Annotated in this window: 15 protein-coding genes and 2 pseudogenes; 6 read left to right on the forward strand and 11 right to left on the reverse strand. The window is 71.0% G+C overall.

Annotation, left to right across the window (positions count from 1 at the left end; all coding sequences use genetic code 11):
- Window positions 1-56 precede the first annotated feature (56 nt).
- Together M878_RS60830 and M878_RS60835 are read left to right on the forward strand one after the other, a co-directional pair.
- Window positions 57-236 carry a DUF4439 domain-containing protein gene (locus M878_RS60830; protein WP_425347930.1) on the forward strand — a complete coding sequence of 60 codons (180 nt, stop codon included), beginning with the start codon at window positions 57-59 and terminating at the stop codon, window positions 234-236.
- A gap of 60 nt (window positions 237-296) precedes the next feature.
- Window positions 297-1,205: an aminoglycoside phosphotransferase family protein gene (locus tag M878_RS60835; RefSeq protein ID WP_023546370.1), complete on the forward strand. Its 909-nt coding sequence runs from the start codon at window positions 297-299 to the stop codon at window positions 1,203-1,205.
- A gap of 99 nt (window positions 1,206-1,304) precedes the next feature.
- Here the strand turns inward: M878_RS60835 and M878_RS60840 are convergent, their stop codons facing one another.
- Both M878_RS60840 and M878_RS60845 read right to left on the reverse strand, forming a co-directional pair.
- Complete coding sequence (locus M878_RS60840) at window positions 1,305-3,008, reverse strand: proline--tRNA ligase (protein ID WP_023546371.1); 1,704 nt, start codon at window positions 3,006-3,008, stop codon at window positions 1,305-1,307.
- A 74-nt stretch (window positions 3,009-3,082) separates the two neighbouring features.
- The gene (locus tag M878_RS60845; RefSeq protein WP_023546372.1) at window positions 3,083-3,613 is read right to left on the reverse strand and encodes a GNAT family N-acetyltransferase; all 531 of its coding nucleotides are present in this window, start codon (window positions 3,611-3,613) and stop codon (window positions 3,083-3,085) included.
- Between the two features lie 188 nt (window positions 3,614-3,801).
- Here M878_RS60845 and M878_RS60850 point away from each other — a divergent pair, with 188 nt between their 5' ends.
- Complete coding sequence (locus M878_RS60850; protein ID WP_023546373.1) at window positions 3,802-4,845, forward strand: questin oxidase family protein; 1,044 nt, start codon at window positions 3,802-3,804, stop codon at window positions 4,843-4,845.
- A gap of 81 nt (window positions 4,846-4,926) precedes the next feature.
- Here M878_RS60850 and M878_RS60855 read toward each other — a convergent pair whose 3' ends face one another.
- From M878_RS60855 to dxr, 4 genes are all read right to left on the reverse strand, one after another.
- Window positions 4,927-5,775, reverse strand: coding sequence for a GNAT family N-acetyltransferase (locus M878_RS60855; RefSeq protein WP_023546374.1), 849 nt, complete (start codon window positions 5,773-5,775; stop codon window positions 4,927-4,929).
- 144 nt (window positions 5,776-5,919) lie between these two features.
- On the reverse strand, window positions 5,920-7,077 hold the full coding sequence (gene ispG / locus M878_RS60860; RefSeq protein ID WP_031224708.1) for a flavodoxin-dependent (E)-4-hydroxy-3-methylbut-2-enyl-diphosphate synthase: 1,158 nt from the start codon (window positions 7,075-7,077) through the stop codon (window positions 5,920-5,922).
- Between the two features lie 169 nt (window positions 7,078-7,246).
- Window positions 7,247-8,551: a M50 family metallopeptidase gene (locus M878_RS60865; protein WP_023546376.1), complete on the reverse strand. Its 1,305-nt coding sequence runs from the start codon at window positions 8,549-8,551 to the stop codon at window positions 7,247-7,249.
- Entirely contained in the window at window positions 8,548-9,819 is a 1,272-nt protein-coding gene (gene dxr / locus M878_RS60870) for a 1-deoxy-D-xylulose-5-phosphate reductoisomerase (RefSeq protein ID WP_023546377.1), read from the reverse strand. The genes M878_RS60865 and dxr overlap by 4 nt, the downstream gene beginning before the upstream one ends.
- A 325-nt stretch (window positions 9,820-10,144) precedes the next feature.
- Here dxr and M878_RS60875 point away from each other — a divergent pair, with 325 nt between their 5' ends.
- Entirely contained in the window at window positions 10,145-10,612 is a 468-nt protein-coding gene (locus tag M878_RS60875) for a hypothetical protein (RefSeq protein WP_245238076.1), read from the forward strand.
- 34 nt (window positions 10,613-10,646) lie between these two features.
- On the opposite strand, the gene M878_RS60880 is transcribed toward M878_RS60875, so the two are convergent.
- The gene (locus M878_RS60880; RefSeq protein ID WP_023546379.1) at window positions 10,647-12,584 is read right to left on the reverse strand and encodes an acyl-CoA dehydrogenase family protein; all 1,938 of its coding nucleotides are present in this window, start codon (window positions 12,582-12,584) and stop codon (window positions 10,647-10,649) included.
- Window positions 12,585-12,788: 204 nt separating this feature from the next.
- Between M878_RS60880 and M878_RS60885 the strand changes: the two are divergent.
- Window positions 12,789-13,764, forward strand: a pseudogene (locus M878_RS60885) (LacI family DNA-binding transcriptional regulator).
- Between the two features lie 33 nt (window positions 13,765-13,797).
- A pseudogene (locus M878_RS60890) lies at window positions 13,798-14,173 on the forward strand (glycoside hydrolase family 3 protein); the annotation flags it as partial.
- Between the two features lie 247 nt (window positions 14,174-14,420).
- Here M878_RS60890 and M878_RS60895 read toward each other — a convergent pair.
- The 4 genes from M878_RS60895 to M878_RS60910 all read right to left on the reverse strand — a co-directional run bounded on the left by M878_RS60895 (window position 14,421) and on the right by M878_RS60910 (window position 21,681).
- Window positions 14,421-15,788 carry a S53 family peptidase gene (locus tag M878_RS60895; protein ID WP_023546382.1) on the reverse strand — a complete coding sequence of 456 codons (1,368 nt, stop codon included), beginning with the start codon at window positions 15,786-15,788 and terminating at the stop codon, window positions 14,421-14,423.
- Between the two features lie 249 nt (window positions 15,789-16,037).
- Window positions 16,038-17,486, reverse strand: a complete 1,449-nt coding sequence (locus tag M878_RS60900; protein WP_023546383.1) for an aldehyde dehydrogenase family protein — start codon at window positions 17,484-17,486, stop codon at window positions 16,038-16,040.
- A 149-nt stretch (window positions 17,487-17,635) separates the two neighbouring features.
- A complete protein-coding gene (locus M878_RS60905; protein WP_023546384.1) occupies window positions 17,636-19,291 on the reverse strand; it encodes a PucR family transcriptional regulator in 1,656 nt (551 codons plus the stop codon).
- A 125-nt stretch (window positions 19,292-19,416) separates the two neighbouring features.
- Complete coding sequence (locus M878_RS60910; protein WP_342452717.1) at window positions 19,417-21,681, reverse strand: type IV secretory system conjugative DNA transfer family protein; 2,265 nt, start codon at window positions 21,679-21,681, stop codon at window positions 19,417-19,419.
- Window positions 21,682-21,941: the final 260 nt, after the last annotated feature.

Consider the following 21,941-nt stretch of genomic DNA (forward strand, 5'->3'; position numbering starts at 1 on the left):
CCGTGCTGCTCGCCGCCCAGCTGGAGGAACGNGTGGCCGGGGTGTACGCGGACCTGGTGCGGGCGACGACGGGCGCGCGGCGCGGGGCGGCCGCCGCAGCGCTCCGGGAGGCCACGGTGCGCTCGGTGCGCTGGAGCGGGCAGAGCGTAGCCTTCCCTGGGCTCGCCGAGCGGGTCGACGAGGGGACGGGCGCGGCCGGTACCACGCCGTCGGCCGCCGCCTCTACGGCACCCTGACCGGTGACCCGGCAGGCGCCCGTACGACACGACCGCGGACTGGAAGGGAACGACTCGCGCATGGCTTTCGAACCGCCACCGCGCCTGGTAAGGGCGCTCGGTGAGACGGCTCCGGCCGGGGACGACTGGCTGGCGCGGCTGCCGGCCACCGCCGAACAGGCCGTCGCCAGGCGCGAGTTGACGGTGGAGCGGGTGCAGGTGCCGGGCGGGCGCAGCAGCCTGGTGGTCCTGGTACGGCGGGCCGACGGCACCCCGGCCGTGCTGAAGCTGGCCCCGCCCAGGGCCCGCCCGGAGAGCGAGCGGGCGGCGCTGGCGCACTGGGGCGGGCTGGGCGCCGTACAGCTGCTGGAGGACGGTGCGGAGGACGGGGCGCTGCTGCTGGAGCGGCTGCACCCGGATGTGTCGGTGCGGTCTCTGCCGGAGGCGAAGGCGCTGCTGGAGGCGGCAGGGACGCTGCGGCGGCTGTGGACCGAGCCGCCGGCGGGCCCTGTCTTCGAGGTATTCGAGACCGTCGCCGGGCGCACCGGGCGGCAGGCGGCGGCGATGCGTGCGGGCGCGGACGCCGAACCCGAGGTGGCGCCGCTGGTCGACGCGGCGCTGGCGGCCCGGGACGAACTGGTGGCCGCCCCGCCTGAACAGCGTTTGCTGCACGGGACGTTCCGGCAGAGCAAGGTGCTCGCCGGGGAGCGGATGCCGTGGCTCGCGGTCGGGCCGGATCCGGTGGTCGGCGAGTGCGCGTTCGATCTGGCGCGGCTGGTGCGGGACCGGGTGGAGGACCTGATCGCGGCGCCGTCCGGGGCGGCGATCGTCCGGCGGCGGATCAAGCGGCTCGCGGAGTCGCTGGAGGTCGATCAGGAGCGGTTGCGGGGGTGGACCTTGTTCCGGGCGGTGGAGTCCGGTGTACGAGCGCTTCGCGTGGGCCGGCCGCAAGACGGGGAACTTCTGCTGGAGTTCGCAGGCTGGCTGTGAGAGCCGTTCACCGGCCGGCTGTGAAGGCCATGGGAGAAGCCCCCTGAGACCTCCGCGGGTCTCAGGGGGCTTTCCTTTACCGAGGGCTTCCCTTTGCCGCTACGCCGTCAGGCGGGCGATCGCGTCCTCGACCGTCAGCTCCTCGCGCTCGCCGGTCTTGCGGTCCTTCAGTTCCAGGACGCCCTCGCCGGAGCGGCGGCCGGCGACCAGGATCTGCGGGACGCCGATCAGCTCGGCGTCGGTGAACTTCACGCCCGGGGAGACACCTGCCCGGTCGTCGACCAGGACGCGGACGCCCGCGGCGGCCAGCTTCTCGGCGACGTCGAGGGCCAGCTCGGTCTGCAGGGCCTTGCCGGCGGCGACCACGTGCACGTCGGCCGGGGCGACCTCCTTGGACCACACCAGGCCCTTGTCATCGGCGGTCTGCTCGGCGAGCGCGGCGACGGCGCGGGAGACGCCGATGCCGTAGGAGCCCATGGTGACGCGGACCGGCTTGCCGTTCTGTCCGAGGACGTCGAGCTTGAGGGCGTCGGCGTACTTGCGGCCCAGCTGGAAGATGTGGCCGATCTCGATGGCGCGGTCCAGCTTCAGGCCGGTCCCGCACTTCGGGCAGGGGTCGCCCTCCCGCACCACGACGACGTCCACGTACGCGTCGACCTCGAAGTCACGGCCGGCGACGACGTTCCTGGCGTGGGTCTGGTCCTTGTTGGCGCCGGTGATCCAGGAGGTGCCGGGGGCCACGCGCGGGTCTGCGACGTACTTCACCTTCTCGCCCAGGCCCTGCGGGCCCACGTAGCCGCGGACCAGGTCGGGGCGGCCGGCGAAGTCGGCCTCGGTGACCATCTCGACGGTCGCCGGGGCGAAGTGCGCCTCGACCTTGTCCAGGTCGACCTCACGGTCGCCGGGCACGCCGACGGCGACGATCTCGCCGTCCACCTTCACCAGCAGGTTCTTCAGCGTGGCGGAGGCCGGGACACCGAGGGAGGCGGCCAGGGTCTCGATGGTCGGGGTGTCGGGGGTCGGGATCTCCTCCAGCGCGGGCACGGCCGAGCCGTCCACCGGCTGCAGCGCGTACGTGATCGCCTCGGTATTGGCGGCGAAGTCGCAGTTCGGGCAGTCGGCGAAGGTGTCCTCGCCGGCCTCGGCCGGGGCCAGGAACTCCTCCGACTTCGAGCCGCCCATGGCGCCGGCGGTGGCCGCGCAGATGCGGTAGTCCAGGCCCAGGCGCTGGAAGATCCGCTGGTAGGCCTCGCGGTGCAGGGCGTAGGACTGCGCGAGACCCTCGTCCGCCAGGTCGAAGGAGTACGAGTCCTTCATCTGGAACTCGCGGCCGCGCAGGATGCCGGCGCGGGGGCGGGCCTCGTCGCGGAACTTGGTCTGGATCTGGTAGAGGATCACCGGCAGGTCCTTGTAGGACGTGCACTGGTCCTTGACCAGGAGGGTGAAGATCTCCTCGTGGGTGGGGCCGAGGAGGTAGTCGCCGCCCTTGCGGTCCTTGAGGCGGAACAGCTCCTGGCCGTACTCGTCCCAGCGGCCGGTGGCATCGTACGGTTCGCGGGGCAGCAGGGCGGGGAGCAGCACCTCCTGGGCGCCGATGGCGTCCATCTCCTCACGGACGATCCGCTCCACGTTGGAGAAGACCTTCTTGCCGAGGGGCAGCCAGCTCCAGATGCCGGCGGCGGTGCGGCGGACGTAGCCGGCGCGGACGAGCAGCTTGTGGCTGAGGACCTCGGCGTCCGCCGGGTCGTCGCGCAGCGTCTTCGCCATCAACTGGGACATGCGCTGGACCGGTGCGTTGGCCATGGTTCTCGTACTCCTGCCGGGTAAGGGTGATGGCATAGGAGGTTAGCCGGGCCGCCTGTGCGGGCGGAAATCGGTTATGGCCTGCGCAGGGGGAGGTGGGCGCCCATCACCGCGTACGGCCGCGGGGCGCTCGGGAAGTGGACCTGGCGGGCGAGGTCGACATAGCCGAGGGAGTGGTAGAGGCCGCGGGCCGGGCTGTCCGTGTCGATCGCGGAGAGGATCGAGCGGGGTTCGGCGGCGGAGTCCGTGATGGTGGTGATCAGGCGGCGGCCGATGCCGCGGTTCTGGTGGTCGGGGTGGACGTGGAGTTCTGTGATCACGAAGGAGTCGTCCAGCCAGAAGTCGTTGCCGACCGCGTGGAGGTACGGCTCCACGACCGTCGACCACCAGTGGGTACGGGAGTTGGGCATGCCGTACACGAATCCGACGAGCCGTCCGCCGGCGGTCGCGCCGAGGGCCCGCGCACCCTGGTACTGCATATGGCGCTGGACGATCTGCCGGCGTACGGCCACTTCGTCCGGGCCGAGTCCGAAGGCGACGGCTTGGACGGCCAAGGCCTCGTCCACGTGGGCGGAGAGGTCCAGGGTGCCGATCACGAGGTCCATGCCGGGAGCGTACAGGGGGCTGACCGCGGCCGGACCGGCGTGCGGAGCGGGGGCTGTGCCCGGCGCGCGGGACTGGGTGAAGGGCGGGACTGACGCCGGTCCGTCCGCGGTCCTAGGCCCTGCGCACGGACCCGGCTCGACCCCGCGGCCGATGATGCCGCCCCGGCGCTCGCCTAGCGTCCTGTGTCATGGACGCTGACAGCACGCTCGACGAGGCCTATGAACGACTGCACCGGACCGGGCCGGAGTTCGAAGGATGGCTGAGCAATCACGGCCCCATGGCCGTGGAAGCGCTGGTCCGGCACGGACAGGCACGCCATGTCCACCGCTGGCTGGACCGCTATATGGACCGGCTGGACGAACTGCCGCGCGGTCTGTCGCCGGTCACCGCCGACGACTGGCGCGCGGCGCTCGGCGACCCGCGCCGGCTCGCCGACTGGCTCGCCTTCTTCGCGCGGGAGGTCCGGGAGCGGCCCTGGCGCACCGTACTGGAGTCATGGTGGCCGCGGCTGCTGCCCGGGATCGCGGCCGGCGCCACGCACGGGGTGATCCGGACCGGCCACGCCGTCCACGCCCTGCTGGACCACGAGGATGAGCCCCGGCTCGCCGAACTGGGCCAGGCCCTCGGCTACTGGGCGGCACGCTGGCAGCGGGTCCCGCTCACCACCCCGTCCGGAACCGCCGAGCCCGCCGCCGCCCTGGCCGGCGTGGTCCGGGTCCCCGACCAGAGCGGCGGCATCAGCCACCGGCTCGGCCAGCTCTCCGGCCTGCCCGGCTGGCCGACCGCACTGGCCGCCCTGCGCCCGGCCGCCGACGCCAGGCAGGCCCGGGATCTGCTGGCGGAGGTGACCACGGCGGCGGCGCTGCACTATCTCCCGGCCGCGCACGGCTCACCGGTGATGCTGGTGCACGCGGCGACCGCGCCCATGGCCGTACTGCGCACACTGCCCGCGCTGCCCCGCACCGAGTGGGTGGCGAGCCTGCACGCGGCCTGGGCGGCGAGTGCGGCCGTGACGGCGGCCTACGCCCCGGCGGCGGCCGCGCCCCCGGACAGCCTGCCCACCGCTCCCGGATCGGCCGAGGAGGTGTTCGAGCTGGCCGCCCGGCACGGGGACGAGCACGTCATCAAGCTCGCCGACACCTGTCTGGAGGTACACGCACGCACCGGCCGCCCCGAGGCACTCGCGGCGGTGGTCCGCGCGGCCGGTCTGGTCGAGGAGCTGACCGTGTAGCGGTGGATGGGAAGTGCACCGGGAGTGGGAAGCGGACGGAGGGCGGGAAGTGGACGGGGGCGGGAAGTGGACGGGGGTGGACTAGAACAGCACGCTCATGAACGCGCCGATCTCCTGGAACCCGACGCGCTGGTACGTCCGTCTCGCCGCCGTGTTGAAGTCGTTCACGTAGAGGCTGACCACCGGGGCCACATCGGCGAGCGCATAGCGCAGGACGGCTGCCATCCCCGGTGCCGCCAGGCCTCTCCCCCGGTACTCGGGGGCCACCCAGACGCCCTGGATCTGGCAGGCCCCGCTGGTCGCCGCGCCGATCTCCGCCTTGAAGACGACCTTGCCGTGCTCGTCGAGGCGGGCGAAGGAGCGGCCGGAGCCGACGAGTTCGGCGACGCGGGCCTGGTACAGCAGACCGCCGTCGCCGGCCAGCGGCGATACGCCGACCTCCTCGGTGAACATCGCCACGCACGCCGGCATGATCGTCTCAAGCTCGTCCTTGCGGACGCGGCGGACGTAGGGGTCCGGGGCGATGTCGGCGGGCATGCGGTCGGTGACCATCAGGGGCTGGTGCGCGCGGACCTCGCGGGCGGGACCCCAGTGGGGCTCCAGCAGGCGCCACAGCGCGGCGGTGGCTTCGGCCGGGCCGACGATGGAGGAGCAGCGGCGGCCGGTCCGGCGGGCCCGGTCGGCGAAGGCGCGGACGGCGCGCGGGGTGGCGCAGACCGGAACCAGGTTGGCGCCCGCGTAGCACAGGGACGTGAGCATGCCGTCCTCGTACCAGCCCCACATCTCGCCGCCGAGGCGCCATGGGTCGAGGCCGGCGACCTGCACCCGGGAGGTCACGAAGGCGTTCGCCACCGGCTCGCGGTCGAGGACGGCGAGCGCGGCGTCAAGGTCGCTCGGTTCGAGCACCCGTGAGCTGGTCTGGGTCAACACGTGCGGGGCCTCACCCTGGGGTTCTGCTGGTCTCGGAACTTTACCCCGAGCGATTGTGGCGCGCTTGGGGGTGAGGGACGGGGCCCGAGGAGAGGAGTCCCGCCACCACGTGGTGACGGGACTCGGATCAGGGTGTGTGCGGGCTCAGCCGGCGACCGATACCGACGGCTCGCCGGAGGCCACGCCGTCGTTCTCCATCTGCTCGGCCAGCTTCATGGCCTCCTCGATGAGGGTCTCCACGATCTTGGACTCGGGGACGGTCTTGATGACCTCGCCCTTGACGAAGATCTGCCCCTTGCCGTTGCCGGAGGCGACACCGAGGTCGGCCTCCCGGGCCTCGCCCGGACCGTTCACCACGCAGCCCATGACGGCGACGCGCAGCGGGACCTCCATGCCGGTCAGGCCGGCGGTGACCTCTTCGGCGAGCTTGTAGACGTCGACCTGGGCGCGGCCGCAGGACGGGCAGGAGACGATCTCCAGGCCGCGCTGACGGAGGTTCAGGGACTCCAGGATCTGGGTGCCGACCTTGACCTCCTCCACCGGGGGAGCCGACAGGGACACGCGGATCGTGTCGCCGATGCCCTGGGACAGCAGCGCGCCGAAGGCCACCGCCGACTTGATCGTGCCCTGGAAGGCGGGGCCCGCCTCCGTCACGCCGAGGTGGAGCGGGTAGTCGCACTGCGCCGCCAGCTGCTTGTACGCCTCGATCATGATCACCGGGTCGTTGTGCTTGACCGAGATCTTGATGTCCCTGAAGCCGTGCTCCTCGAAGAGGGACGCCTCCCAGAGCGCCGACTCGACCAGTGCCTCCGGCGTCGCCTTGCCGTACTTCTGGAGCAGGCGCCTGTCGAGGGAGCCGGCGTTGACGCCGATGCGGATCGGGGTGCCGTGGTCCTGGGCGGCCTGGGCGATCTCCTTGACCTTGTCGTCGAACTGCTTGATGTTGCCGGGGTTGACGCGGACCGCGGCGCAGCCCGCCTCGATGGCGGCGAAGACGTACTTGGGCTGGAAGTGGATGTCGGCGATGACCGGGATCTGGGACTTGCGGGCGATGGTCGCGAGGGCGTCGGCGTCGTCCTGGGTGGGGCAGGCGACGCGGACGATCTGGCAGCCGGACGCCGTCAGCTCGGCGATCTGCTGGAGGGTGGCGCCGATGTCCGACGTACGGGTCGTGGTCATCGACTGGACCGAGACGGGCGCGTCTCCGCCGACCGCCACGCTTCCGACCTGGATCTGCCGGCTCTTCCGGCGCTCGGCGAGCTTGGTCGGAACGGACGGCATGCCGAGAGAAATCGCAGTCATCTGCTGTGCAACCCCAAGTCGTGGATCTAGGTCCGGTCCCGTCGACCGGCGGGCTCCAGGCTTCGAGATTACGGCACGGGCCTTGGCCCGGGCACATCCCACCCGTAAACACACCCAAGAGAAGGCGGCCCGGAACACAGCGTTCCGGGCCGCCTCGAACGTCGCATGGCTACGAGATTTTCACCGGGTTAACCACGTCCGCGATCAGTACCAGGATGGTGAAGCAGACGAAGATCCCGGCCACCACGTACGCCACCGGCATCAGCTTCGCCACGTCGAACGGACCCGGGTCCGGGCGCCGGAGCACCCGGGCCAGGTTCCGCCGCAGCGCCTCCCACAGGGCCCCGGCGATGTGCCCGCCGTCGAGCGGGAGCAGCGGGAGCATGTTGAACAGGAACAGGGAGAGGTTGAAGCCGGCGAGCAGCATCACGAACATCGCCACCTGCTGAGAGGCGGGGATGTCCAGGGTGGCGATCTCGCCGGTGACCCGGGCGGCGCCGACGATGCCCATCGGGGAGTCGGGTTCGCGCGGGCCGTTGCCGAAGGCCGCGTCCCACAGCGCGGGGATCTTGCCGGGCAGGGCCGCGAGGGAGTCGACGGCGTCGCCGACCCGGTCGCTCATCCAGGTGACGGACTGGCCGAAGTCCTGGTGGACGACGCCGGTGGCGGCGCCGAAGCCGAGGAAGCCGGCCTTGACGTACTTGCCCTGGACGTACTGCCCGCTGGAGTCCTTCTGGGCGACCAGGTTGGTGGCGATGGTGGCGTGCAGGGTGAGCTGCCCGCCGTCGCGCTCGACGACGATCGGGACGGTTTTCCCGGCACTGTCCCGGATCAGGTCCGACAGGGTGTTCCAGTCCTTCGTCGGTTTGCCGTCGAAGGAGACGATCTTGTCGCGCTTCTTCATGCCGGCCGCCTCGGCCGGGGAGGCGGCGTCGGACTTCTTGCAGCTGTCGCGGTGCTCGCTCTGCGCGATGACACAGGGCGAGACGGAGGCGACGGTGGTGGTCTGCTGCTGGATGCCGAAGCCCATGAGCACGGTGAAGAACAGGCCGATCGCGAGGATCAGGTTCATGAAGGGGCCCGCGAACATGACGATGACCCGCTTCCACGGCTTGCGCGTGTAGAACATGCGCGTCTCGTCACCGGCCTGCAGTTCCTCGAAGGCCGCCGAGCGGGCGTCCTCGATCATGCCCCGCCACGGGGAGGTCGAGCGGGAGGAGACCCGGCCCTGCTCGTCGGGCGGGAACATCCCGATCATGCGGATGTAGCCGCCGAGCGGGACCGCCTTGATGCCGTACTCGGTCTCCCCCTTCTTCCTCGACCAGATGGTCGGGCCGAAGCCGACCATGTACTGCGGGACGCGGATGCCGAAGAGCTTGGCCGTGGACAGGTGCCCCAGCTCGTGCCACGCGATCGAGACGAGCAGGCCCACCGCGAAGACCACTATGCCGAGGATGAACATCAAGGTCGTCATGCACGCGCCTCCGCGGTCGCCGTCGTGGCAGTCAGTTCACGGGCCCGGGCGCGGGCCCAGGTCTCCGCTTCGAGGACGTCCGACACCGTGAGTGAAGTTCCCGAGTCCGGGGTGCCGTGTTCCTCGACGACCCGGGTGACGGTCTCCATGATCCCGTTGAAGGGCAGCGCGCCGCCCAGGAAGGCCTCGACGCACTCCTCGTTGGCCGCATTGAACACCGCCGGGGCGGTCCCCGCGAGCTGCCCCACGTGCCGGGCGAGGTTCACCGAGGGGAAGGCCTCGTTGTCCAGGGGGAAGAACTCCCAGGTGGAGGCCTTGCTCCAGTCGAAGGCGGGCGCGGCGCCGGGGACGCGTTCGGGCCAGCCCAGACCGATGGCGATGGGCCCGCGCATGTCGGGGGGCGTCGCCTGGGCGATCGTGGATCCGTCGGTGAACTCGACCATCGAGTGGACATACGACTGGGGATGCACGACCACCTCAATGCGGTCGAAGGGAATGTCGTAGAGGAGGTGTGCCTCGATGACCTCCAGGCCCTTGTTGACGAGGGTCGCGGAGTTGATCGTGATCACCGGGCCCATGGCCCAGGTGGGGTGGGCGAGGGCGTCCTCGACGGTCACCTGAGCCAGGTCAGCCTTGGTGCGGCCCCGGAAGGGCCCCCCGGACGCCGTGACGACCAGCTTGCGGACGTCGGCCCTCGTGCCGGATGCCAGGGCCTGGAAGAGGGCGGCGTGCTCGGAGTCGACCGGGATGATCTGGCCGGGCTTGGCCAGCCCCTTGACCAGCGGCCCGCCGACGATCAGGGACTCCTTGTTGGCGAGGGCGAGGGTGCGGCCCGCGCCCAGTGCGGCGAGGGTGGGCGCGAGGCCGATGGAGCCGGTGATGCCGTTCAGCACCGTGTGGCAGTCGGAGGCGGCGAGCTGGGTGGCCGCGTCCGGGCCGGCGAGGATCTCGGGGAGCGGCTCCCCGGGGCCGTACTCGGCGGCGAGTGCCTCGCGCAGTGCGGGTACGGCGTCCTCGCGGGCGACCGCCACGGTCCGCACCCGCAGCCGGTGTGCCTGCTCGGCCAGGAGGGCGACCCGGCCGCCGTTCGCGGACACGCCGGTGACCCGGAAGCGGTCGGGGTGGCGCAGCACGAGGTCGATGGCCTGGGTGCCGATGGATCCGGTGGAGCCGAGGATCACCACGTCCTTGGGTCCGTGGCCCGCGAGGGGGTCGTAGACGAGGTGCGGGTCGGCGAGGGGTGCCGGATGGGCGAGGCTGTCGGTCATCCCCCCATTGTTGCCGCAAGCGGTGACGGTCAGGACAGGGCATCCCCCGGGCGGGTGCGTCAACAGGTTTCGTCGCGGGACGGAGCGGTTCTCCCGTTGTGAAGTACTGGTGAAGATCGCGTGATAATACTTCAGTCACATCGCTTCGCGGACGGCATCCTGGGGGGATCTCCATGCGCACCGTGCGCCTGCGCTCCGCCCTGGCTGCACTCGTCGGCGTGACTCTGTACAGAATTCCCGCACGTCCGGGCGCCGATCATGACATCCTTTCGTCGGCGCCCGCCAAGAGGGCCACATAGGGGGAGGAACCACCACCATGAACCGCATGCGTACGACCGCGACCGTCCTGGCGACGGCCGGTCTGCTGACCGCCGCTCAACTCGGCCTCGCCGGGGGCGCGTTCGCCGCCACCCGCGCGCCGCAGAGCGCCGGCTGCCCGATCGACCTGGTCTACCCGAGCCGCTTCTACATCAACTCGCACGGCTGGGTGACCAACGGGGGGCTGTACTTCGGCATCAAGAACGTGAGCACCACGAAGGCCTTCAAGAACGCCTCGCTCACCATCACGGACATGAAGAACATCCGCTTCGGCTCGGCCAAGGCCACGGGCGGCAAGGTCACCCACAAGACGTCGACGACCGTGACCGTGTCCACGGGGACGCTGAACAAGAAGGCGAGCCTCGGCGTGACGGTGCAGACGCACCTGCTCAACACCCGCGCCTACCAGGTGAAGTTCACCCTGCGCGGCTCGGGCTGGACCTGCGCCGTGAACCAGGGCACCTGGGGCAACTGACCCCAGGCGCCCGGTCGGCCGGACCAGGGGGCTGCTAGGCGCCGTAAGGACGGCGTTCGTTCTCCCGAGCGGACGGTCCGGGGGTCGCGTCGGCGATCCACGGGCCGTCCCCGGAGGGATCGACGATGCCCTCCTCCAGCCATGTGTAGGACCCGCCGAGCACACCCTTGACCACCTTCCGGTCGACGGCGTCGGTGTTGGTCCACAGCCGGTCGAAGAGTTCCTCGACGCGAATGCGGGCCTGCCGGCAGAAGGCGTCGGCCAGCTGGTAGGCCTCGCGCCCGTGTTCGCCCCGGCCGCGCAGCAGTTCGGCGCGGACACAGGCCGCGCTCATCGCGAACAGCTCGGCACCGATGTCCACGATCCGCCCGAGGAAACCCTGCTTGGTCTCCATGCGGCCCTGCCAGCGGGACATGGCGTAGAAGGTGGACCGGGCCAGCTTGCGGGCGGTGCGCTCGACATAGCGCAGCTGCCCGGACAGATCGACGTCATGCTTGAACTCGCCGTATGACATGGGGAGTTGCCCCCGTCCGGCGACCAGCTTCGGCAGCCACTTGGCGTAGAAGACACCCGCGTTCGCGCCTGCCTTCGCCTTGTCGGACAGGGACTTGTCGGGGTCGATGAGGTCACCGGCGACCGAGAGATGGGCGTCGACGGCCTCGCGGGCGATCAGCAGGTGCATGATCTCCGTGGAGCCCTCGAAGATGCGGTTGATGCGCAGATCGCGCAGCATCTGCTCGGCCGGGACCGCCCGTTCGCCGCGTGCCTTCAGGGACTCGGCCGTCTCGTAGCCTCGGCCGCCGCGGATCTGGACCAGTTCGTCGGCCATCTTCCAGGCCATCTCGGAGCCGTAGAGCTTGGCGAGGGCGGCCTCGATACGGATGTCGTTGCGGTCCTCGTCGGCCATCTGCGAGGAGAGGTCGAGGACGGCCTCCAGGGCGAAGGTGGTGGCCGCGATGAAGCTGATCTTGGAGCCGACGGCCTCGTGCAGCGCCACCGGCTTGCCCCACTGCTCGCGCTCCGCCGACCATTCGCGGGCGATCTTCAGGCACCACTTGCCGGAGCCCGCGCACATCGCGGGCAGCGAGAGCCGGCCGGTGTTGAGGGTGGTGAGCGCGATCTTCAGGCCCGCACCCTCGGGCCCGATGCGGTTCGCCACCGGGACGCGCACCTGGTGGAAGCGGGTGACGCCGTTCTCGATGCCGCGCAGGCCCATGAAGGCGTTGCGGTTCTCGACCGTGATGCCTTCCGCCGTCGCCTCCACCACGAACGCGGTGATGCCGCCCTTGTGCCCCTCCGACTTCGGCACCCGGGCCATGACGACGAGCAGATCGGCGACCACCCCGTTGGTGGTCCACAGCTTCACCCCGTCGAGGACGTAGTCCTCCCCGTCGGGTACGGCCGTGGTCGCGAGCCGTGCCGGGTCCGAGCCGACGTCCGGCTCGGTGAGCAGGAAGGCGGAGATGTCGGTGCGGGCGCAGCGCGGCAGGAAGGCGTCCTTCTGCTCCTGGGTGCCGAACATCTTCAGCGGCTGCGGTACACCGATCGACTGGTGGGCGGAGAGCAGGGCGCCGACGGCGGGGCTCACGGAGCCGACCAGGGCGAGGGCCTTGTTGTAGTAGAGCTGGGTGAGGCCGAGACCGCCGTACTTGGGGTCGATCTTCATGCCGAGGGCGCCGAGTTCCTTCAGGCCCGCCACGACCTCGTCGGGGATACGGGCCTCGCGCTCGATGCGGGCCCCGTCGACGGTGGTCTCGCAGAACACGCGCAGTTTCGCAAGGAACTCCTCCCCGCGTCGCACGGACTCGTCGTCGGGGAGCGGGTGGGGATGGATGAGGTCGAGCCGGAAGCGTCCGAGGAACAGTTCCTTGGCGAAGCTGGGCTTGCGCCAGTCCTGTTCCCGGGCGGCCTCCGCCACCCGGCGTGCCTCGCGCTCGGTGACGGTGGTGCGTGAAGTGGTGGGGGCGGACATGAGGCTCACCTCGCCGCGAAGAGGGATGACGGGGACGTTCGCTACCGACCAGTGCTACTGGATCGTTCGTACCCGAAACGGGCCCACCCCACCACCCCTCGCGCGGCCATCCGGCCGAAAGCCCTGCCTAGTGTCCATATCACCCTCACTCGCCCTAGTCAGCAGCGCGCCTTGTCGAAGCGCTTCACACAGCTTGGAGCACGGATGGTCACCCTCGCCGAGGTCGCCCAGCACGCCGGAGTCTCGGCGAGCACGGTGAGCTATGTCCTCAGCGGCAAGCGGTCCATCTCCGCGACCACCCGGCAGCGGGTCGAGCAGAGCATCCGGGAACTGGGCTACCACCCGAACGCGGGCGACCGCGCCCTGGCCGGCAGACGGTCGAACATCATCGCGCTGATGATCCCGCTGCGCACCGACATGTATGTGCCGGTGAGATGGAGATCCCATCGCGGTGGCCACCACGGCACGCCTCCACGGATACGACGTCCTGCTGCTCACCGGAGAGGAGGGGCCCGACGCGATGATCCTGATGGACGTCGAGCTGCAGGACGAGCGGCTGCCGCTGCTGCGGGAGACCGACCAGCCCTCGGCGCTGATCGGCCTGCCCGCCGACACGGCGGGTCTGACCTGCGTGGACCTTGACTGGAGCGCGACCGGCGCGCTGTGCGTGGAGCAGCTGGCGGGGCTCGGTCACCGGGACATCACTGTCATCGGCGAGGCCCCGGCCGTCTACGAGCGGCACACCGGTTTCGCCGAGCGCACCCTCGACGGAGTGCGCTCCCGGGCCCGCGAGACGGGCGTCCGGGTGCTGCACCGCCCCTGCGAGGGCGGGTACGACGCGATGGCCCTCACCCTGGCCCGGATCTTCGACGAGCGCCCGGCGACGACCGGGTTCGTGGTGCAGAACGAGTCGGCGGTGGAGCCGCTGCTCGCGCTGCTGCGCCAGCAGGGCCGGGCCGTGCCGGAGGACGTGTCCGTCGTAGCGATCTGCCCGGACCAGGTCGCCGCCCAGGCCTCGGTACGGCTGACCTCGGTCGCCATCCCGGCGCAGGAGATGGGCCGGTACGCGGTCGAGCACCTGGTGGCCAAGCTGGACGGGCGGGGCGGCGACGAGGTCGTGCTGCTCGCGCCCGAGCTGACGGTACGGGCGAGTTCGGGACCGGCACCGGCGGCGTCCTGACGCGGATGCTTCACCGTGCCCGCACCCCGGGCGCTGCCCGCGCACCAACGGCGGCTGCTGCGTGCGGCCCGCGCCGCGAACCCGCACACCGTGCTGGAGCTGACCTCGGCCTATCCCTACGTGGTGGACGTGACGCGGCTGCCGGCGGTGCTGTGGACCGCGTACGGCGGCCAGGCGGCGGGCACGGCCCTGGCCCGGACCCTGGCCGGCGACGTCTCCCCGGCCGGCAGCCTCCCCCAGACCTGGTACGCCTCCGACGCCGACCTGCCGGACCTGTTCGACTACGACGTCATAGGCGCCCGGCAGACCTACCTCTTTCGACGGCAGCCCGCTCTTCCCCTTCGGCCACGGCCTGTCATACGCGTCCTTCGCGTACGCCGACGTCTCGGCCGGTGTCGAGGACGGCTCGCCTGGACGGCGGCCCGGTGCTGGCTGTGCTGACGCCCGGCACCCCCGCCGCCGACGTCTACGCCTGCACCACCCTGACCGCCGCCCTCGCCACCGAGGGCGTGCACGACGTCCGCGGAGGAGACCGACGGCGGGCAGGGGCCCGGCGCCGGAAGGCAGCGGTGGCGGGCTCCTTCTGCGTGCGGGCATGCGAAACGGCCCGGGTCCAGGACCCGGGCCGTCGCATTGGTGGTGCTTGCGCCCGATCGTCAGCCGTGGCTCGCCTTGGCGAGGGCCGGGACGAAGCGGAGGGCGTCCAGGGTGCCGACGCCGGTGGCCATGTCGTAGCCGTTGACGGCCTTGTAGCCCTCGACGCCCTGGTAGCTGTTGTCCGTGCCGTCGTTGACGTCGACGACGCCCGGGTTCTTCTGCTTCAGAAGCGCGTAGAGGGCCGCGTTGATGTCGCCCACGCGGTGGCCGGCCGCCTGGTCGGCGAGCGCGACGATGCCCGAGAAGAGCGGACTGGCCTCACTGGTGCCGCCGGAGACGTCCCAGCCCGTGGCGGTCGGGTCGTAGCTGCCGTACACCCAGGCACCGCCGTTGACCGCGGCGGCCATCGAGATGTCCGGGGTGCCGCGGCGGGTGCCGACGACGTTCTTCACGCCGTCCTGGAAGGACGGACGGGTGAACACGTGGGACTGGCCGCCGCCGCCCGCGCCGTTGTCGTTGTAGACGCTGTCCGGCTTGACGCGCTCGCCCTTGTCGTTCAGGTGGAGCTGGGTGCCGCCGATGGAGGTGACCAACGGGTCGGAGGACGGCCAGGAGTTGACGCGGTACTTGTAGAACGTCTTGCCGTCCGCCATGGCGTCGGTGGCGCCGCCGTCACCGGAGGAGGCGAGGACCGTCACGTGCTTGCGCTGGGCGTCCTCGAAGGCGTACCGCAGCTTCTTGATGCTGGAGAAGTCGCCCTTGTCGAAGCCCGGGAAGGTGTTCTCGGTGGCGCCGAAGCTCTGGCTGATGACGTCGCCGACCCCGTGGTCGATCATGGACTTCTCGGCGGACATCATCTCCGGCAGACCGGTGGTGCCCTCGGTCTCGGCGACGGCCGTCTCGACCAGCACGATCTTCGCGTCCGGCGCGACGGCGTGCGCCATCTCGACGTCCAGCGTGGTCTCGCCGGCCCAGCCGGTCATGTCGGAGTTCTTGGGGTCGAACGGCGGGACATGGCCCCACTTGACGACGTTGACCTTGGTGCTGGGCAGCCCGAACTGCTTGCTGTAGACGTCCAGATCGTGCTGGACGGTCGGGGAGCCGAAGGAGTCGACGATGACGATCGTCCGCCCCTTGCCCGTGATCCCCTTCTTGTACAGCGGGTTCAGGTTGTACGCGGTGCGGTACTGCAGCGGGTTGTAGCAGTTGATGTGCCACTTGGCCTGGCACTGCGCGATGGGGAGGGGGCTGGCCACGCCGTGGACCAGGTTGTGCCCCGCGATGGCCGGCTGCGCGAAGGTGTGCGGTACGCCGGCGGGCGCGGCGGTGGTGGCGCCGGCCTGGGAGGTGGCCGCCAGTGCGGCGGCGACGAGCGCGACGGTGGCTGCGGACGCCGCGACGCCGCGCCCGGAACGGGCTATGTGCATGTGGTCCCCTGAGTGGTCCTGTTCCGTCCCGAGCAGGACGGACCCGACTCGGACGAAGTGGTCAGGCGCATCCCATCGGGTGAGTCATGGACAGAACAAGACTTAGGGCATGACTCTTGAACCGCCGATATCGATTCCTTTACCAAGGAGCAGAAAACAGGCAGAAAAGTACAAGCAGAAAAGAGGGAAACGGCCGCAGCCCCCGCACAGTGGGCTGCGGCCGTCTCCGGCTGACCTGTCCGTGGCAGGTCAGAGCGCGAGGCCGGTCAGGACCAGCACGCGCTCGTATGTGTAGTCGTCCATCGCGAACTTGACGCCCTCACGGCCCACACCGGACTGCTTGGCACCGCCGTACGGCATCTGGTCGGCGCGGTAGGACGGCACGTCGCCGATCACCACGCCACCGACCTCAAGGGCGCGGTGGGCGCGGAAGGCGACCTGCAGGTCGTGGGTGAACACGCCTGCCTGGAGGCCGTACTTGGAGGAGTTGACGGCGGCGAAGGCCTCGGCCTCTCCCTCCACCTTCTGCACGGTGAGGACGGGCCCGAAGACCTCCTCGCAGGAGAGGGTGACATCGGCCGGTACGTCGGTGAGGACGGTCGGCGCGTAGGAGGCGCCGTCGCGGTCGCCGCCGGTGAGCAGCGTGGCGCCGGCCTCGACCGCCTCCTTCACCCAGGACTCCACGCGCTGGGCCGCGGCCTCGCTGACCAGCGGGCCGACGTCCGTCTTGGCGTCGGTCGGGTCACCGGTGACCTGGGCCTCGACGGCGACGACGATGCGCGGCAGCAGGCGGTCGTACACCGACGCGTCGGCGATCACGCGCTGCACGGAGATGCAGGACTGGCCGCCCTGGTAGTTGGAGAAGGTCGCGATGCGGGTCGCGGCCCAGTCCAGGTCGGCGTCGGAGGCGTAGTCGCCGAGGACGACGGCCGCGCCGTTGCCGCCCAGTTCCAGCGTGCAGTGCTTGCGCGGCACCGAGTCCATGATCGCGTAACCGACCTTCTCGGAACCGGTGAAGGAGATGACCGGCAGCCGCTCGTCCTGGACGAGGGCAGGCATCTTGTCGTTGGCGACCGGCAGGATGCTCCACGAGCCGGCGGGCAGCCCCTCGGTCTCGGCGAGCAGGTCGCCGATGATCAGGCCGGAGAGCGGGGTGGCGGGTGCCGGCTTGAGGATGATCGGGGCGCCGGCGGCGATCGCCGGGGCGATCTTGTGGGCGCACAGGTTCAGCGGGAAGTTGAACGGCGCGATGCCGAGCACAACGCCCTTCGGGAAGCGGCGGGTCAGGGCGAGACGCCCCTGACCGCCGAGGTCGGTGTCGAGCCGCTGGGCCTCACCGCCGTTGAACCGGCGGGCCTCTTCGGCGGCGAACCGGAACACCGATACGGCGCGCCCGACTTCCCCTCGGGCCCACTTGATCGGCTTGCCGTTCTCGGCGGAGATCAGCTGGGCGATCTCCTCGGTGCGCTCGACCAGCCGCTTGCTGACGTGGTCGAGCGCGGCGGCACGCACGTGCGCCGGGGTGGCGGCGAACTCGTCCCGCACGGCGTACGCGGCGGCCACGGCCTCCTCGACCTGGGCGTCGGTCGGCACGCTGACCTTGCCGACGAGCCGGCCGTCCCACGGGGAGGTGACGTCGAAGGTGTCCTCGCCGGTGACCTGGCGGCCGGCGAGCCAGAAGGCGTGGGTGGAAGTCATCTGCGAGTCCCGGCCCTTCCGCGTTGGAGGTGTGCTTGGCTTTCGTGCTCAACGGTAGGGCGGGGGCGACCGGGGGTCGTTTGTCCGAGTCGTAGCAGTAGCCGGCCCCGGCACTACTGTTTGGACTACTCGGCGCTGATCTGCTCGGCCTACTCGGCGCTGGTCGCCTTCAGAGCGAGCCACAGCTCCATCCGTACGTCGGGATCGTCCAGGGACCGCCCGAGGATCTCCTCGACCCGCCGCATCCGGTACCGCAGCGTGTGCCGGTGCACGCCCAGGTCCGCCGCGGCCGCGTCCCACTGCCCGTGCCGGGACAGCCACGCCCGCAGCGAGGCGACCAGATCCCCCCGCCCCGTCGCGTCGTGCTCGTGCAACGCCCGCAGCAACCCGTCCGCGAACGCCTTCACCGCGTCGTCGGCCAGCAACGGCAGCACGGAGCCCGCGGCCAGCTGCTCGTGCTCCACGAGCACCCGGCCGCGCCGCCGCGCCACGGACAGCGCCTGCTCGGCCTGCTTGTAGGCGGCGGCCGCGGCGATCGGCCCGGCGGGCGCGGACAGCCCGACGACCAGCTCCTCCTCTTCGCCCCCGGCCTGCTCGGGCACCGCCCGTGCCGCCTCCAGCGCCGCCGCGTACTGCGTACAGGCGGTCACCGCCGCGCCCCCGTCGGCGGCGAGCACCACCAGCCGCTCACCGTCGGGCACGACCAGTACGGCCTCTCCGGAGCGCGCGGCGGCGGCCTCCACGCTCTCCGTGAGCCCGCCCAGCGGATCACCGCCGGCGCCGGCGACGAGGGCGGCGCCCCCGGACACCGACGGGGCGACATGGCCGTGGGCGTCCGCGTGCACCCGGGCGGCGGTTCCGGACGCCGACTCGGCCACGATCATCCGGAACGGCGCGTCGAGCAGCCCTCCGTACAGGTCACCGGCGACGGCGCGGGCGTGGTCGGGCTCCCCGGCGAGCAGCATGCGCAGCACCGCCGTACCGAGGCGCTGTTCGGCCGCGTGCAGGGAGCGGGAGCGTTCGGTGGTGAGGGTGAGCAGGGCGATGGCGGAGTGCACGGCGTATCGCTCGGCGGTGCCGAGGGCGGCGGCGGTGCCGACGGCGAGCGCGGCGCGCGGCCGTCGTCCCGTCCCGAGGGAGTGCAGCTCGACGCGGTCCTCATGCTCGGGCCCGCCGACGACGGAGGAGGCGGGTGCGGGCCGCTCCCGCAGCCGCTCGACGTCGGCGGTCAGCCGGGCGGCACGCCGTCCTGCCCACTCCGGCGCGGCGGCGACGACAGCGCCGGAGGCGTCGTAGAGGGCGGCCCATCCGTCGACCTGCGCGGCGAGCGCGCCCAGCAGCCCCTCGGGCCCGGCGTTCAGGGCCTGCTTGGTCAGCTCACGCTGGGCGGCGAAGCCCGCGGTGACGGCCCGGTACTGGTCGGCGGCGATGGCGGCGGACACGGCCTTGCTGATGGCGAGGAAGGGGGTGCGGCGGGGCACTTCGAGCAACGGCAGCCCCTCCGCCTGCGCGGCCTCGACAAGAGCGTCGGGGATTTCCTCGTAATTCACCCCCACGGCGAACCCGAGCCCGACGACACCGGCGCCGACCAGCCGCTTCACATACCGCCGCATGGCCTCCCGGTCCTCCGCGTCCAGCTTCAGGGCGGTGATCAGCAGCAGCTCGCCGCCCTCCATGTACGGCACGGGATCGGCCAGCTCGCTGACATGGGCCCAGCGGACGGGCACATCGAGACGGTCCTCGCCCGCGCGCACGGTCAGCTTGAGCGCGGAGTGGTGGACGAGCGAGGCGAGGGTGGGGGGCATGAGGCCTTCAGGACGAGGAATTTCCGGTGATCGCAGTGATCGGGACAATCACTGCAATCTTTGGCCGAACCGTATGAACGGCCTACACCGATTCTGCCTCACCGTACGGTCCCCGCGCCCGCACCTCATCCCCTCAAATCCACCAGCAACGGCGGCGCATGCTCCCCCCGCACACTCGTCAACGACAACACCGCGTGCCCGGCCGGCACCCCATGAGCCAACTCAGAAGCCGACCACCGCTCCCGCTCGACTTGCCGGACGGTGACGGCGTCCGTGGTGACGGGCTTACCGGTGCCAAGTTTCCGTACGGCATGAATCAACCGGGTCAGCGGCTGGTCCGCGAACACCGTGTGCTTGGCGACCTCGGTCGTCTCCACCCACTCCGTGCCCCACGCCTGGGCGAACAGCGCGCCCTCCCAGGTGGTGATCCCCGAGAAGGCGGCGTGGCAGCCGACCGCTGCGACCAGCGGCTGCCGCAGGTGTTCCGGCACATCGCCGAGCGCGCGCAGGCTCAGCACCACACCGGCGTGGCTCTCCCTCAGCCTGCGCAGGGCGCGCACGGACCCCGCAGTGATCGCATGGGTCGCATCGTCCAGGACGAGACAGGCGAACAGGGACCGATCCGTACGCGTGGCCGTGCTCGCCGTGAACTGGGCCAGCACCAACCGGGCCAGCAGCTGTGCGGCCTCGGGATGGGCCCGTTCCGGCAGGTCGATCCTGATCCTCAGCGGGTGGTCGAGCGACCGCAGGGTGAAGGGCCGAGCGTCGACGGAGGTGTCGAAGAAGCCGGTGAAGACCGGACGGTCCAGACAGCCGAGCCGGTCGCTGAGCACTATCCCGAGATCCCCAGGGACGCCTGCTTGGCGCGCACGCGCGTCCAATTCCCGGTACAGCAGCGAGTGCTCGTGCGGGTCGAGCAGTGTCTTCAGCCGCTCCAGAGCAGACGGTTCCCCATCCAGCAGCGCCCGGAGTTCGGATACGGACGGGAACCGGCCGTGGACGGCCCGGAAGGGCCCCAAGAGCTGTGCCAGCACGGTCATCGCACGCCGTAGGTCGACCTCTGTCCAGTCGCCGGCCAGGACGTCTGCGAGGAGCGTGGCCGCCTCGTCAGGGTCATCCGTCCCACCGTAGAGATCGAGGTCGTACGTCGATGTACGGTCCCCTGGCTTGATCACGATGTCGTAGCCCTGATCGGGCCCCAAAGGCGTTCCGGAGGCGCTCACCATGACGAGCGCCGCCTGCCCGGCAAGGGCCTGGAGGGCTAGGGACTCGGCGATGGGCCGCACCAGGCGCGAGGTCTTGCCCGCGCCAGACGGGCCAACCACAAGCAGGGAGGTGCCGAGCGTACCGGGATCCACGGCAGCGCCCGCGGCGCGGTGGGCCGGCGGTGTGCGCTCGGCGTCCGTATAGCGGCCGATGCGCACTTGAGAGGTCAGCAAGTCATGGGTGGCCATGCGGGTCGGAAGGTCACGCTGCCCGGAGGGGTGCAGACAGGCGCGGGCGCCGTCGCTGAGCACGGCTGAGGTGAACGCGTCCAGCCGTACCGGGTCGGCCACCACGGAACGCCAGGCACGACGGATCCTCGCGCAGTCCACGTCGTTCATCCGACCCGTGCTCGCCTCACCGGCCAGCCGTTCGGCCGTCGCGCTCTGGCCGTGGATACGCAATTCCTGCCAGTCCGCGACGGGGTCGGGCGCCGCCGTCACGCGGCTCTCAGACGCCGTCTTGGGGCGATTCAGGCTGCGCAGCAGCCCCAGCCAGTCGCCCGCCACTGCGAACGGCCAGAGGGCCAGCAGTGTGAGGGCAGTCTTGAGGAGCTGCAGCCGCTGCAGTGTGGTCTCCGGGTCCCCGCCCCCGAAGAGCCAATCGGACGGGGTCAAGCTCACGACGAGCCTGTAGTACGAAAGCAGACCGTGCCAGACGACCAGCCAGACGACGAGCGCCCCGAGGACGGCGGCGCGCAGGGCGCGCGACGGCTGTGGCCGGTCGATCACGTACCGCTGGACTACCTCTTTCCAGTTGCCCACACGGGCGAAGTAGTACAGAACGAGGGTGGCGAAGAGGCTGTCGTAGATGGAGCTGGCGGTGGATGCCGCTCGGGACGGCGCACCGCCCCACCAATCGGATGGCGTGACCAGCTCCAGCAGGATCCTCTTGTGGGGCACCAGATTGTTGCCCCACAACGACCATACGAGCAGGGCCGCGAGCAGAGCGCCGACGGCGCCCGTCAGCAGCGCACGGTCGGAGACCCGGACGCCCGCCTCCTGAGGCCGGGGCCGGTACCCGAAACGCCACACCCCGGGTGTGACTTCCGGGCGGGGGGTATGCAGCCACTGCAAGAACGCCGCCCCGCCGGACGTGGGCGGGACCCCAGGCGGTGACGTGGGCATCGGTGGCATGCCACCCCCTTGTGGCGGTCTCGCAGGACGCGGTACAGGATGCGCATGCGTGCCGCGTGCGTCTCGTGTGCCGTCGCTGTCCATCGCCCTTGCCCCCTGACCAGCCGTTCCGTCCACCGTCAGCGAGCCAATCTAACGCCCCGGGAAGGGGAGTTCACCGCATACGTGGCCGAGAGCACCCGCCGACTGGGCGTACCCCGATCCCGCGGCTATGTCCATGGCGGACAACCGCAGTCCCCGACAACGCCCAC

It is taken from the genome of Streptomyces roseochromogenus subsp. oscitans DS 12.976 (assembly GCF_000497445.1).
Lineage (GTDB): Bacteria > Actinomycetota > Actinomycetes > Streptomycetales > Streptomycetaceae > Streptomyces > Streptomyces oscitans.